The organism is Streptomyces sp. NPDC040432, from assembly GCF_055595445.1.
Genome location: NZ_JBVIVP010000005.1, coordinates 166,642 through 178,728, shown reverse-complemented (window position 1 = coordinate 178,728; position 12,087 = coordinate 166,642). Strand labels below are relative to the sequence as shown.

At 71.8% G+C, this 12,087-nt stretch carries 12 protein-coding genes; 8 read left to right on the top strand and 4 right to left on the bottom strand.

Features of this window, described 5'->3' with window-relative positions; genetic code table 11:
• The first annotated feature begins 142 nt into the window (after positions 1-142).
• Positions 143-1,684, top strand: coding sequence for an MFS transporter (locus ACZ58N_RS13645; protein ID WP_471158619.1), 1,542 nt, complete (start codon positions 143-145; stop codon positions 1,682-1,684).
• 221 nt (positions 1,685-1,905) lie between these two features.
• Positions 1,906-2,667 carry a dioxygenase family protein gene (locus ACZ58N_RS13640; protein WP_471159219.1) on the top strand — a complete coding sequence of 254 codons (762 nt, stop codon included), beginning with the start codon at positions 1,906-1,908 and terminating at the stop codon, positions 2,665-2,667.
• Here ACZ58N_RS13640 and ACZ58N_RS13635 read toward each other — a convergent pair.
• Complete coding sequence (locus tag ACZ58N_RS13635) at positions 2,664-3,236, bottom strand: GNAT family N-acetyltransferase (protein WP_471158617.1); 573 nt, start codon at positions 3,234-3,236, stop codon at positions 2,664-2,666. The genes ACZ58N_RS13640 and ACZ58N_RS13635 overlap by 4 nt on opposite strands.
• Before the next feature lie 220 nt (positions 3,237-3,456).
• Between ACZ58N_RS13635 and ACZ58N_RS13630 the strand changes: the two genes are divergently transcribed.
• Positions 3,457-4,434 (top strand): sigma-70 family RNA polymerase sigma factor, encoded by a 978-nt coding sequence (locus ACZ58N_RS13630; protein WP_471158615.1) that lies wholly within the window; start codon positions 3,457-3,459, stop codon positions 4,432-4,434.
• Positions 4,435-4,549: 115 nt separating this feature from the next.
• Here ACZ58N_RS13630 and ACZ58N_RS13625 read toward each other — a convergent pair whose 3' ends face one another.
• Entirely contained in the window at positions 4,550-5,497 is a 948-nt protein-coding gene (locus ACZ58N_RS13625; RefSeq protein WP_471158613.1) for a helix-turn-helix transcriptional regulator, read from the bottom strand.
• Between the two features lie 62 nt (positions 5,498-5,559).
• Here ACZ58N_RS13625 and ACZ58N_RS13620 point away from each other — a divergent pair, with 62 nt between their 5' ends.
• The 3 genes from ACZ58N_RS13620 to pfkB all read left to right on the top strand — a co-directional run bounded on the left by ACZ58N_RS13620 (position 5,560) and on the right by pfkB (position 9,016).
• Positions 5,560-7,158 carry an MFS transporter gene (locus ACZ58N_RS13620; RefSeq protein ID WP_471158611.1) on the top strand — a complete coding sequence of 533 codons (1,599 nt, stop codon included), beginning with the start codon at positions 5,560-5,562 and terminating at the stop codon, positions 7,156-7,158.
• Positions 7,159-7,307: 149 nt separating this feature from the next.
• The gene (locus ACZ58N_RS13615; RefSeq protein WP_471158609.1) at positions 7,308-8,069 is read left to right on the top strand and encodes a DeoR/GlpR family DNA-binding transcription regulator; all 762 of its coding nucleotides are present in this window, start codon (positions 7,308-7,310) and stop codon (positions 8,067-8,069) included.
• On the top strand, positions 8,066-9,016 hold the full coding sequence (pfkB, locus tag ACZ58N_RS13610; protein ID WP_471158607.1) for a 1-phosphofructokinase: 951 nt from the start codon (positions 8,066-8,068) through the stop codon (positions 9,014-9,016). Before ACZ58N_RS13615 ends, pfkB begins: the two co-directional genes overlap by 4 nt.
• 37 nt (positions 9,017-9,053) lie before the next feature.
• Here the strand turns inward: pfkB and ACZ58N_RS13605 are convergent, their stop codons facing one another.
• Positions 9,054-9,827: a DUF6227 family protein gene (locus ACZ58N_RS13605; protein ID WP_471158605.1), complete on the bottom strand. Its 774-nt coding sequence runs from the start codon at positions 9,825-9,827 to the stop codon at positions 9,054-9,056.
• A gap of 192 nt (positions 9,828-10,019) precedes the next feature.
• Between ACZ58N_RS13605 and ACZ58N_RS13600 the strand changes: the two genes are divergently transcribed.
• Positions 10,020-10,661: a vitamin K epoxide reductase family protein gene (locus tag ACZ58N_RS13600; RefSeq protein ID WP_471158603.1), complete on the top strand. Its 642-nt coding sequence runs from the start codon at positions 10,020-10,022 to the stop codon at positions 10,659-10,661.
• A gap of 128 nt (positions 10,662-10,789) precedes the next feature.
• On the opposite strand, the gene ACZ58N_RS13595 is transcribed toward ACZ58N_RS13600, so the two are convergent.
• Positions 10,790-11,200, bottom strand: coding sequence for a rodlin (locus ACZ58N_RS13595; protein ID WP_471158601.1), 411 nt, complete (start codon positions 11,198-11,200; stop codon positions 10,790-10,792).
• 282 nt (positions 11,201-11,482) lie between these two features.
• Between ACZ58N_RS13595 and ACZ58N_RS13590 the strand changes: the two genes are divergently transcribed.
• On the top strand, positions 11,483-11,962 hold the full coding sequence (locus tag ACZ58N_RS13590; protein WP_471158599.1) for a hypothetical protein: 480 nt from the start codon (positions 11,483-11,485) through the stop codon (positions 11,960-11,962).
• Positions 11,963-12,087: the final 125 nt, after the last annotated feature.

Genomic DNA, 12,087 nt, shown 5'->3' with positions numbered 1-12,087 from the left:
CCGCGACACGCGGCACGCACCGCCGCAGGACGCACGAGCCCTCCTGACGCCGGACCCGTATGACGCCTAAAACCACATGACGCCGCGAACCCTCATCAACTAGCTTTTTTCAGTCATTCCGCACAGTGAAGCAGGTACCCCCATGTCAAAAACAGCCGCGACCGCCCCGCCGGTCGTCGCCGATCCCAATCGCTGGAAGGCCCTGGTCTTCATAGCCCTGGCGCAGTTGATGGTCGTCCTCGACGCGACCATCGTGAACATCGCGCTCCCGTCGGCCCAGACCGACCTCGGCATCTCCGACGGCAACCGCCAGTGGGTCATCACCGCGTACGCGCTCGCCTTCGGTGGCCTGCTGCTCTTCGGTGGCCGCATCGCCGACAAGTGGGGCCGTAAGAACGCCTTCATCGTCGGCCTCGTCGGCTTCGCGCTGGCCTCCGCGCTCGGCGGCGCCGCCACCGGCGAGGCGATGATGCTCGGCGCCCGCGCCCTCCAGGGTGCGTTCGGCGCCCTGCTGGCACCGGCCGCGCTCTCCCTGCTGGCCGTCAGCTTCACCGACGCCAAGGAGCGGGCCAAGGCCTTCGGCATCTACGGTGCCATCGCGGGCGGCGGCGGCGCCGTCGGCCTGATCCTCGGCGGCTTCCTCACCGAGTACCTGAACTGGCGCTGGACCTTCTTCGTGAACATCCCCTTCGCGATCGTCGCCGCCGTCGGTGCCTGGATGGTCATCCGTGAGCCGGCCGGCTCCCGCAACCCCGCCAAGCTCGACGTCCCGGGCGTGCTCCTGTCGACGGTCGGTCTCGTCTCGCTCGTGTACGGGTTCACCCGCGCCGAGTCCGAGGGCTGGTCGGACCCGCTCACCATCGGCCTGTTCGTCGCCTCCGCCGTCCTGCTGCTGGCGTTCGTGTACGTCGAGTCCAAGGTGAAGTCCCCGCTGCTGCCCCTGCGCGTCCTGCTGGAGCGCAACCGCGGTGGCGTCTACCTCTCCCTCGGTCTGGCCGTCATCTCGATGTTCGGCCTGTTCCTCTTCCTCACCTACTACCTCCAGGTCGTGAAGGGCTTCTCGCCGGTCAAGACCGGCTTCGCCTTCCTGCCGATGATCGCGGGCATGATCACGGGCTCCACCCAGATCGGCGCCCGCCTGATGACCCGCGTGCCGCCGCGCCTGCTCATGGGGCCGGGCTTCCTCGTCGCCGCGACCGGCATGCTGCTGCTGACCCAGCTGGAGGTCGGTTCCTCCTACCCGGCGCTGATCCTGCCGGCGCAGCTGCTGCTGGGCCTCGGCATGGGCACCGCGTTCATGCCGGCCATGTCGCTGGCCACACACGGGGTGAACCCGGCCGACGCCGGTGTCGCCTCTGCCATGGTCAACACCTCGCAGCAGGTCGGCGGTGCGATCGGCACCGCCCTGCTGAACACGATCGCCGCCTCGGCGACGACCGCGTACCTGACCGACCACGCGGCCGAGGTCGCGGCGGGCGGGCCGGCCGGACAGCTGGCGCAGGCCAAGGCGATGGTCGAGGGCTACTCCTCCGCGATCTGGTGGGCCGTCGGCATCCTCGTGATCAGCGCGACCATCGCGTTCGCCCTGATCACCACGGGCCGCCCCGGTGCGGGAGCGCCCGCGGCCGGCTCGGGAGCCGACTCCGAGGACGCCGAGTTCAAGGTCCCGGTGATCGCCCACTGACGGGGATCCCGGTGCGGGAATGACTGATGACCCCGCTTCGTTCAAATTTGAACGAAGCGGGGTTAGTCTTTGTACGGCGGCCCCGACCGCCCCCGGCGGCCCCGCCGGCGACCGGGGGACAGCCCTGTCGCGGCGCCGCCCGGCGCGACGGCCCCCGTACCGAACCCCCGACCACCGAGGAGCGCCCGATGACCTCCGTACCCGCGCCCGCCCCCGCCCGCATGCCGGCGCTGTACCTGAGCCACGGCGCCCCACCGCTCGCCGACGACCCCGTCTGGCCCGGCGAGCTCGCCGCCTGGTCGGCGGCGCTGCCCCGGCCGCGCGCGATCCTGATGGTCTCCGCGCACTGGGAGGAGGCCCCGCTGGCGCTGAGCGCCACCGAGCCCGTCCCGCTCGTGTACGACTTCTGGGGCTTCCCCGAGCACTACTACGCCGTCCGGTACGGGGCCCCCGGCGCTCCGGAGCTCGCCGCCTCGGTCCGCGCCCTCCTGCGGACCCCCGGCACCCCCGTCCAGGACATGCCCGACCGGGGTCTCGACCACGGCGCGTACGTGCCCCTCGTCGAGATGTACCCGGACGCCGACATACCCGTGCTGCAGATCTCCCTGCCGACCCTCGACCCCACGCGCCTGATGGACATCGGCCGTCGGCTCGCCCCGCTGCGCGACGAGGGCGTGCTGATCGTCGGCAGCGGGTTCTTCACCCACAACCTCGCGGCGCTGCGGCACACCGGCCCCGGGGTCCCCGGCTGGTCCGCCGAATTCGACGACTGGGGCCGCGAGGCCCTCGCCCTCGCCGACGTCGACGCCCTGCTCGACTTCGAGGCCAAGTCCCCGGCGGGCCGCCTGGCCCACCCCCGGACCGAGCACTTCGCGCCGCTGTTCGTCACGCTGGGCGCCGCCGGAGCGGACCTCACCGCCCAGCGGACCCCGGTGGACGGCTTCTGGATGGGCCTCTCCAAGCGCTCCCTCCAGTTCGGCTAGGACCCCGCGCCGCCGGGATCCGGAAGGGGTGCCCGGGCCGGGCCCCCGCCGGGCCCGCCCAGGGGCTTCTCGTACCAGCGGACGTCCCAGAAGCGGCCGAACTTCCAGCCGGCCTCGGTGAACTCCCCGACCGGGCGGAAGCCGAAGCGCTCGTGCAGGCGCACCGAGGCCTCGTTCGGCAGGGCGACGCCCGCGAACGCCCGGTGCACGGGTTCGTCGGCGAGCGCCTCGAACAGGGCCGCGTAGAGCGTTCCGCCGATGCCCCGACCCACGGCGTCCGGGGCCAGGTACACGCTGACCTCCACCGAACTCGCGTACGCCGGTTTCGGGCGGAACGCGCTGCTTGTCGCATATCCGGCCATTCGATCGCCAGTCCAGGCAACCAGAAGGCGGTGGGGCCCGTCTTCAGGGTGGGAGCGCAGCCACGGGCGGCGCTGTTCCGGACTGAAGGGCACCGTGTCGAATGTGACGGCGGTCTCACGGACGTAGTGGTTGTAGATCTCCGTGAGGGCCGCGAGGTCCGCCTCGTTTCCGGGCCTGACCTGCACTCCTTCGGTTTCTTGCGGCATTCCGTGGCCCTCCCTGACCGGGTGATGGCGGGGCAGGATACTGCAAGATCTCGGAAAAGAGGGAGCGGCGTGGGAATTCTGTCCCGATTCCAGTCGTTGTTTCCATCGGAAGCGGGCACTCGGGAGAGTGTCCGAAGGACGAACCGCCGCAGCGCCCGCCGCTCCGGGCCGTCCTCCAAGCCGCACCGCGACCGAATCATCGCATCGCAAGGGAGCACGCATGGCAACCCGCGCCGTCGCCCGTCGTCAGTCCACGAGCAGCGCTCGCGCCGTGGGCGGGGAGATCGCCGACCGTGACCTGGTCGGCATGTACCTGGACGAGATCGCGCGCACCCCGCTGCTCGACGCCGCCAAGGAAGTGGAGCTCTCGCAGATCATCGAGGCGGGCGTGTACGCCCGGCAGATCCTCGACGACGCGATAGAGCGCGCGGGGGAGACCCCCGCACGCGAGGAGCTGGAAGTCCTGGCCGCCGAGGGCGAGCGCGCCAAGGAAATCTTCATCCGGTCCAACCTCCGCCTGGTGGTGGCGGTCGCCCGCCGCTATCCGCGCAGCGGGCTGCCCCTCCTCGACCTGATCCAGGAGGGCAACGCAGGCCTGGTCCGGGCCGTGGAGAAGTTCGACTACGCCAAGGGCTTCAAGTTCTCCACGTACGCCACGTGGTGGATCCGGCAGGCCATCACCCGTTCCATCGCCGACCAGTCCCGCACCATCCGCCTCCCCGTCCACCTGGTCGAGGAACTCGGCCGGATCCGCCGGGTGCAGCGCGAGTTCAACCGCGAGAACGGCCGCGACCCGGAGCACGCGGAGATCGCCACCGAGCTCGACTCGACGGAGAAGCGCGTCGGCGACGTCCTGGACTGGGCGCGCGACCCGGTCAGCCTGAACATGTCGGTGGACGACGAGGGCGACACCCAGTTCGGCGACCTGCTGGAGGACACCTCCGCGATCTCGCCCGAGCAGTCCGTGCTCTCGCTGCTGCGCAGCGAGGAGCTGGAGGACCTCCTCGGCAAGCTGGACCAGCGCACCGCGTCCATCATCAAGATGCGGTACGGCATCGAGGACGGTCGCGAGCGGACCCTGACCGAGGTCGGCAAGCAGCACGGTCTGACCCGCGAGCGGATCCGGCAGATCGAGAAGCACGCGCTCCTCGAACTGAAGCGGATGGCCCGCGACACCGGCTTCGACGCCGTGGCCTGAGCACGGCCCGAGCGGCCCGAGCCGCCCCCGAACGAGCCCCGGCGCCTACCCCCCCCAGGTGCCGGGGCTCCCTCACGCCCGCGGGCGGCGCTGCGCCCGCGTCGGCGCGGTCCGATCAGGGCCCGCCCGCCGCCCCCGTCAGACGGGCGGCCAGCGTCCGGGCGGCCCCCGACAGCGCCTCCGGTGCCAGCACCGTGAACGGCAGCCCCGTCAGCGCCAGTCGGGCCGCCAGCCACTCCGGGGTCTCCGCGCTCTCGAAGCGCACCCGGGCGCCGCCCGCCTCCGCCCGCGCCACCTCCCGCAGCCAGCCCGGGAGTTCCTCCGGAGGCACCGCGAAGGACACGTCGACCCCGTACCGCTCGCCGCCGCGCAGCCCGCGCCGGACGAACTCGGCCGCCTCCATCGGCAGCTCCCGCGGCGCGAACCGGGCCCCGGTCGCGAAGGGCTCGCTCACCCGGTCCACCCGGAACGTCCGCCAGTCCTCCCGCTCCAGGTCGAAGGCCACCAGGTACCAGCGGCTGCCCGTGCTCACCAACCGGTACGGCTCCACCTGCCGCCGGCTGTCCGCCCCGTCCCGCGCCCGGTAGGCGAACCGCAGCCGCTCCAGCCCCGCGATCGACGCGGCCATCGTCGTCAGCGTCCGCGGATCCACGCTCGCCCCGTCCCCGCGGGTCACCGCGACCGTCGCCGACTGGAGGGCGCCCACCCGGTGCCGCAGTCGTGAGGGCAGCACCTGCTCCAGCTTCGCCAAGGCCCGGACGGAGGCTTCCTCGACCCCCTCGATCGCATGCCCGGCCCCCGCTCGCAGCCCGACGGCGATCGCCACCGCCTCCTCGTCGTCCAGCAGCAGCGGCGGCATCGCCGCCCCCGCCACCAGCCGGTACCCGCCCTCCGCTCCCAGCGAGGCCTCCACCGGGTAGCCGAGGTCCCGCAGCCGGTCGATGTCCCGCCGGATCGTCCGTGCACTCACGCGCAGCCGCTCGGCGAGTTCGCTCCCCGGCCATTCGCGCGGGGTCTGCAACAGGGACAGCAGGGTGAGCAGCCGGGCCGGGGTGTCGTTCATGGCCCAAGGCTGCCATCGAAATAGGACACCATCTGACCTAGATCCCGTCTAGGTTTCTCTCCATGAGCACCGAGACGTCCCAGACATCGCCCGAAAGAAAGAACGGGCCCGTACGAGAAGAGCGGAACGCGCCCACGGCATCAGTACCGGACCCGGGCACCGCGCCCGCCCCCGACGAGGTGGTCGCCCCGCCCGGCGACCGCCGCCGCTGGCTGGCGCTCGCCATCGTGATGACCGCGGCCTTCATGGACCTGGTCGACGTCACGATCGTCAACATCGCGATACCCAGCATGCGCGAGGGCTTCGGCGCCTCCACCAGCGCGATCCAGTGGATCACCGCCGGGTACGCCCTCGCCTTCGCCGCCGGCCTGATCACCGGAGGCCGTCTCGGTGACATCTACGGCCGCAAGCGCCTCTTCCTCCTCGGCATCGCCGGTTTCACCGCCGCCTCGCTGCTCTGCGGCATCGCCGCCAACCCGTCCATGCTCGTCGCCTCCCGCATCCTCCAGGGCGCGATGGCGGCCCTGATGGTCCCGCAGGTGCTGGCGATCATCCACGTCACCTTCCCGCCGCACGAGCGCGGCAAGGTCTTCGGCATGTTCGGCGCGATCGTCGGCCTCGGCGCCGTCTCGGGTCCGATGCTCGGCGCGCTGCTCACCCAGTGGAACCTCTTCGGCCTGGAATGGCGCCCGATCTTCCTGATCAACCTGCCCGTCGGCATCGCCGGCGTGATCCTGGGCCGCAAGTTCATCACCGAGTCCAAGGCCCCCCGGGCCCTGCGCCTGGACCTGGTCGGCGTCGTCCTCGCCACCGTCGGCCTGGTCATGCTGATCTTCCCCCTCACCCACGGCCGGGAGAACGACTGGCCGCTGTGGGGCTTCCTGTGCATGGGCGCGGTGCCCTTCCTCTTCGTCGGGTTCATCGCCTACGAGAAGTACAAGATCAAGAAGGACGGCTCGCCGCTGGTCGAGCTCTCCCTCTTCAAGGTCAAGAGCTTCGCCGGCGGCATCGCCGTCCAGCTGACCTTCGGCATCGCGACGGGCATCTTCTTCCTCGTCTGGACCCTGTACATGCAGATGGGCCTCGGCTGGAGCGCCCTGCGGGCCGGCACCACCGGCATCCCCTTCTCGCTGGCCGTCTCGGCCGCCGCGGGCATCTCCGTCCAGAAGCTCGTACCGCGCTTCGGTCGCAAGGTGCTCCAGGCCGGCGCGCTGACCATGGCCGCGGGCCTGCTCCTCTACATCTGGGAGTCCGAGCACTACGGCATGGCGATCGCCTCCTGGCAGATGGCGGCCCCGCTGGTCGTCATGGGCATCGGCATGGGCCTGATCGTGGCCCCGCTGACCGACACCGTCCTGTCCCAGGTGCCCCGCGAGCACGCCGGCTCGGCCTCCGGCCTCATCAACACCACCGGCCAGATGGGCAACGCCCTGGGCCTCGGCCTGACCTCCGTCGTCTTCTTCGGGCTCATCGACGACGACCGGGTCTACGGCGCCCCCTACGTCGAGGCGTTCCGCGGCGCGCTGTGGTGGGTCGTGGCGGTCCTCGTCGTGATCTTCGCGGTGATGTTCATGCTGCCCCGCAAGCAGGTCCCGATGGGGGAGCGCGAGGGCGCGGTCGAGCACGCCGACCCGTCCCCGGAGAAGGTCCCCTCGGCCTGAGGCACGGCGCCCCGAGGGCGCGCGCGGCCCAGACGGACATGCCCGCCCTTCGGCGGCGGGCATGTCCGTTTTGCTTTGCTTCCGCCGGACCCGCGGCGTACGGTGGGGAGGAAACCACGCAAGCGGGCACAGGACGGACGTAAAGCCACATGTACGCAGCCGAGCGACAGCAGGAGATCCTGCGCCTCGCCCGCGAGGCGGGCCGCGTCGACGTGCTGTCCCTGTCCGAACGCTTCCAGGTCACCGCCGAGACCGTGCGCCGCGACCTGACGGCCCTCGACCGGGCGGGCCTGATCCGCCGCGTCCACGGGGGCGCCATTCCGTCCGGTCGCCTCGACTTCGAGCCCGACCTCAGCGAACGCGAGGCCACCGCGGCCGACGAGAAGGACCGCATCGCCGCCGCCGCCCTCCTGCGGATCCCCGACGGCGCCGGCATCATCCTCGACGCCGGCAGCACCGTCGCCCGGCTCGCCGCGCGCATCCCCGTCGACCACGCGCTCACCGTCGTCACCCACGCCCTGCCCGTCGCCGCCCGGCTCGCCGACCACACCGGCATCGACCTCCACCTCGTCGGGGGCCGCGTCCGCCACCGCACCCGGGCGGCCGTCGACGCCTGGGCGCTGCGCGCCTACGCCGAGGTCCGCGCCGACGTCCTCTTCCTCGCGACGAACGGCTTCACCCCCGAAGCCGGCCTGACCACGCCCGACCTGGCCGAAGGGGCCGTCAAGCGGGCCGCCATCGAGGCCGCCCGCCGGGTCGTCCTGCTGGCCGACTCCGCGAAGGCCGGGCAGGAACACTTCGCCCGCTTCGGCACCTTCGCGGACGTGGACCTCCTCATCACCGACACGGGGCTCGCCCCGGCTCACAAGGCGGCCATCGAGGCCGCCGGTACGGAAGTCGAACTCGTATGATCGTCACCGTCACCCCCAACCCGTCCCTGGACCGGACGTACGAGGTCCCCTCGCTGGAGCGCGGCACGGTCGTGCGCGCCGCCGGCGACCGGGTCGACCCCGGCGGCAAGGGGGTCAACGTCTCGCGCGCCGTCGCCGCCGCGGGCGTCCGAACGACGGCGGTCCTCCCGCTCGGCGGAGCCCCCGGCATACTGCTCGCCGAACTGCTCGGCGCCCAGGGCGTGGACGTCACCGCGGTCTCGATCGTCGGCCGGACGCGGACGAACGTCGCGGTCGCCGAACCGGACGGCACCCTCACGAAGATCAACGCCCCCGGCCCGGAGCTGCTGCCCGAGGAAACGTCCCTGCTCCTGGAAACGGTCCGCGCCTGCTCCGCCGACGCGGACTGGATCGCCTGCTGCGGCAGCCTGCCCGGTGGCCCCGGCCCCGACTGGTACGCGGAACTCGTCACCCGGGCCCACGAGGGCGGAGCCCGCGTCGCCCTCGACACCTCCGGCCCCGCGCTCCTGGCGGCGCTCCCCGCCCGCCCCGACGTCATCAAGCCCAACGCGGCGGAGCTGGCCGAAGCCGTCGGTCGCCCCCTGCCCACCCTCGGGGACGCCGTCAAGGCGGCCGAGGAACTCCGCTCGCTCGGCGCCGGAGCCGTCCTGGCGTCCCTGGGCGCCGACGGTCAGCTCCTCGTCTGCGCGGAGGGCGCCTTCCACGGCACCGCGCCCGTCACCGCCGTCCGCAGCGACGTCGGCGCCGGCGACGCGGCGCTGGCCGGTTTCCTCATCGCGGGCGGCACCGGTCCGACGGCCCTCGCCTCGGCCCTGGCCCACGGGGCGGCGGCCGTACAGCTTCCCGGTAGTGCCATGCCCACCCCCGCGGACCTCCGCCCGGGGGAGGTCCGCGTCACCGCGGACCCGCCGCTGGACCTCCAGCTGACCGGATCCGCCACGACCTGAACCGGGTTCCCCTCCCACCCCGGTGGGAGGGGGGGCGTCACCTCACCCGCGCGCGAACCTCCATCGCCCCGCGCGCGGCGGCCTCGCTCCCGTACACCTCGCACATGTGCCGACCGTCGGGCGTGGCCGTGTGCTCGACCTCCCACAGGCTGAACTCGCCGCCGTCCAGCAGTACGAAGGCGTGCTCGTACAGGCTGAACCCCGCGTCCCGCCCGTCCGCGAGGCACTGCCGGCCCCCGAAGGCCTGGGTGATCCGGTGGGCGTACGCCGACCGCAGCCGCTCCGCCACCACCTCGCCGGGGCGGTCCGGGTTCTCCGCGCGCCGCAGCACCCGGCGGGCGTGGTCCGCGGACTCCTCCATGGCGTACTCGCGGTGCCGATCCTCCGGCGCGGATGCCGCGAACAGCGCGCTCAGCACGGACAGATCGGAATCCACGTCATCGTCGGCCCCACCTGCCGGCGACGGGTCCGCCACCGCCTCCGCGGGCGCCTCGCCGAACAACCCGGTCACCGCGAGACCGAGCTCCGCCTTGCTCGCGAACACCTCGCAACGGGTGCTGCGGTCACCCCTCAGCCGGTAGGCCAGCTCCCACAGGGAGGCCGAACCACCATCGGCCAGCAGGTAGGTGTGCCGGTGCGTCTCCCGCCAGAGCCCCGCCGCCGGGCTGTGGTGGGTGGTGTACAGCGAAGAGCTGTGGGCGAGCGCGGTGCCCAGGCGCTCGACCAACGGGTCCGGCAGGTCGAAGGAGTTGAGTGCGCGGCCGAGGAGTCGGTCGAGGTGCGCCTCGGTTGTCTCGTACGGATCGCTCAAGGTGGGTCTCCAGGCCGTCGCAGGTTGTCACTTCGCAGACGCTCAACGTAGCCCCTGGTTCTGACATCACGTCCGGGGTTCGGTAAAACGTCCGGGAAGCATCAGGGGTTCCCACCACACCTTCAGGTCAACTTCCTGCTGTATAGGCATGATTCGGGACCCTCTGTGCAACTGCGGGGGACTATGGGTGACATGGCAACGAATACAGTGGGCGTCCCCCGACAGCAGGGACTGCCCGGCGGTCGACACGAGGACGAGCCCGCACCGGCCGCCAAGGGGCTGGCATGGCTGCTCGTGCTCACCGGGGCCGCGGGGCTGCTGGCCTCCTGGGTCATCACCCTGGACAAGTTCCTCCTGTTGGAGGACCCGGACTTCAAGCCCGCGTGCAGCCTCAACCCCGTGGTCTCCTGCGGCAGCGTCATGAAGAGCGACCAGGCGGCGGTCTTCGGCTTCCCCAACCCGATGCTGGGACTGGTCGCCTACGCCGTCGTGGTCTGCGTGGGCGCGGGCATGCTCGCCGGGGCCCGCCACCGCGGCTGGTTCTGGCTGGGACTGAACGCCGGCACCCTCTTCGGCACCGGTTTCTGCGCCTGGCTGATGATCCAGTCGCTGTACGAGATCAACGCCCTCTGCCTCTGGTGCAGCCTGGCCTGGGTGGCGACGCTGCTGATGTTCTGGGCCGTCACCGCGCACAACGTCCGCGCCGGGCACCTGCCCGCGCCCGCCCCGGTGCGGGTCTTCTTCGCCGAGTTCGGCTGGGCGCCGCCCGCCCTGCACATCGGGGTGATCGGCATGCTGGTCCTGACCCGGTGGTGGGACTTCTGGACCGGCTGACGGAACCGCCCCACCACGCACGGGAGCCCCGGCAGCCGCAAGCTGCCGGGGCTCCCCCCGCTCCCGGGTCGTGAGCGGGGCGTCCCCTGCTCCGCGGGCCTCGTGGGCCCGGCGGAGGGGGCGGGGGGTCAGCTGCCGATGGAGCCGTTGCCCGAGAGGACCGGGATGTTGCTGAGGATGTGCGAGAGCGGCTCGTCACCCTTGGCCTGGGTCGAGTTCTCGGCGCACTGCTGGTTCTGCGGGTTGGACAGGACGTTGATGTCCTGGACGCCCACGTTGACCAGGGCCAGGATCGACTGGGCGTTGACCTTCGCCGGCAGACCGATGCAGGGCTTGTTCAGCGTGCCCTGGACCAGGCCGAGCTGCGGGCTCTGGTCGCCGTGGGTCTTCTGGTTGCCGTAGATCTGCGAGGCACCGTTGCCGTTGACGGTGTTGACCCCGTTGTCGTTGCCGATGGCCATGGCCGGAGCCGCGGCCGCAGCGCCGGCGCCGACGGCAACGGCGGAGACCGCGGCAGCAGTCATGATCTTCTTGAGCATCATTGGTCCTTTTGTCGCACGAGTGCCCGTTGATGGAGCTCCCTGGACAACTGCCGCTCGCGGGGTTGGTTCCGCTCCTTCACTCAAACGGCCCGTTCGCGCCGCGCCATTCGCCGGAGCGGGTGAGGCGGCTCCGGACGCGTGCGCGAAGCCCGTACGCACCCACCGGGTCCACCCGCCCGCCCGCCGTCCGGTTGCGGTCCGTACAAGGTGTTCGCACGGTGGGTAAGGAAGCGGATCGCTCGGGTCCGTTTCTGAGCGACCACATCCGAAGGAACCTCCATGCTGCGCACCAAGCCGTCCCGCTTCCGCGTCCTTGTCCCGTCGGCCCTCGCGGTCGTCATACTGTCCGGCGCGGTCGCCCCCGCGGTCGCCGCGGACGGCGGGGGCGCGGCAGCCCTCACGAAGAAGGTGGAGGCCGTTCAGGAGCAGATCGACGGTCTTGAGGCGCTGGAGTCGCGTGCGGCGGCCGGCCCGATCGACGACCTCCTCGCCGGCATCGGCACGACCCTGGCCGACCTCCTCAAGTCGCTCCAGGCGCTGCTGCCCGGCGTGACCCTGCCGGAGATCAAGCTGCCGACCCTGCCGGCGATCCCCGCGATCCCGACCCTCCCGACGGCCCCCACCCTCCCCACGACCCCGACCCTCCCGCCCGTGCAGGTCCCGCAGCTGCCCGTGGCCAACCCGGCCGTCCCCCCGGCGACCGGCCTCGTACCGGCGATCCCGGATATTCCGGCGATCCCCGACATTCCGATCCACTAGCAGTTACGACTATTGGGCTGAACAGGTCTGATCGGTTCCGCAGCCGTGTCGTCCGGGACGGTGGACCGTTTCGCTCGGTGTGAGCCCCGGCATCGGGGCAGGACATCGAACAGAAGGTGCACTTC

What these genes read in the sequence shown, in the direction of transcription:
- ACZ58N_RS13590 (WP_471158599.1), top strand. Translation starts at nt 11,483, where the DNA reads ATGCTGCGCACCAAGCCGTCCCGCTTCCGCGTCCTTGTCCCGTCGGCC.
- ACZ58N_RS13630 (WP_471158615.1), top strand. Translation starts at nt 3,457, where the DNA reads ATGGCAACCCGCGCCGTCGCCCGTCGTCAGTCCACGAGCAGCGCTCGC.
- ACZ58N_RS13635 (WP_471158617.1), bottom strand. Translation starts at nt 3,236, where the DNA reads ATGCCGCAAGAAACCGAAGGAGTGCAGGTCAGGCCCGGAAACGAGGCG.
- pfkB (WP_471158607.1), top strand. Translation starts at nt 8,066, where the DNA reads ATGATCGTCACCGTCACCCCCAACCCGTCCCTGGACCGGACGTACGAG.
- ACZ58N_RS13645 (WP_471158619.1), top strand. Translation starts at nt 143, where the DNA reads ATGTCAAAAACAGCCGCGACCGCCCCGCCGGTCGTCGCCGATCCCAAT.
- ACZ58N_RS13615 (WP_471158609.1), top strand. Translation starts at nt 7,308, where the DNA reads ATGTACGCAGCCGAGCGACAGCAGGAGATCCTGCGCCTCGCCCGCGAG.
- ACZ58N_RS13640 (WP_471159219.1), top strand. Translation starts at nt 1,906, where the DNA reads ATGCCGGCGCTGTACCTGAGCCACGGCGCCCCACCGCTCGCCGACGAC.
- ACZ58N_RS13625 (WP_471158613.1), bottom strand. Translation starts at nt 5,497, where the DNA reads ATGAACGACACCCCGGCCCGGCTGCTCACCCTGCTGTCCCTGTTGCAG.
- ACZ58N_RS13600 (WP_471158603.1), top strand. Translation starts at nt 10,020, where the DNA reads ATGGCAACGAATACAGTGGGCGTCCCCCGACAGCAGGGACTGCCCGGC.
- ACZ58N_RS13595 (WP_471158601.1), bottom strand. Translation starts at nt 11,200, where the DNA reads ATGCTCAAGAAGATCATGACTGCTGCCGCGGTCTCCGCCGTTGCCGTC.
- ACZ58N_RS13620 (WP_471158611.1), top strand. Translation starts at nt 5,560, where the DNA reads ATGAGCACCGAGACGTCCCAGACATCGCCCGAAAGAAAGAACGGGCCC.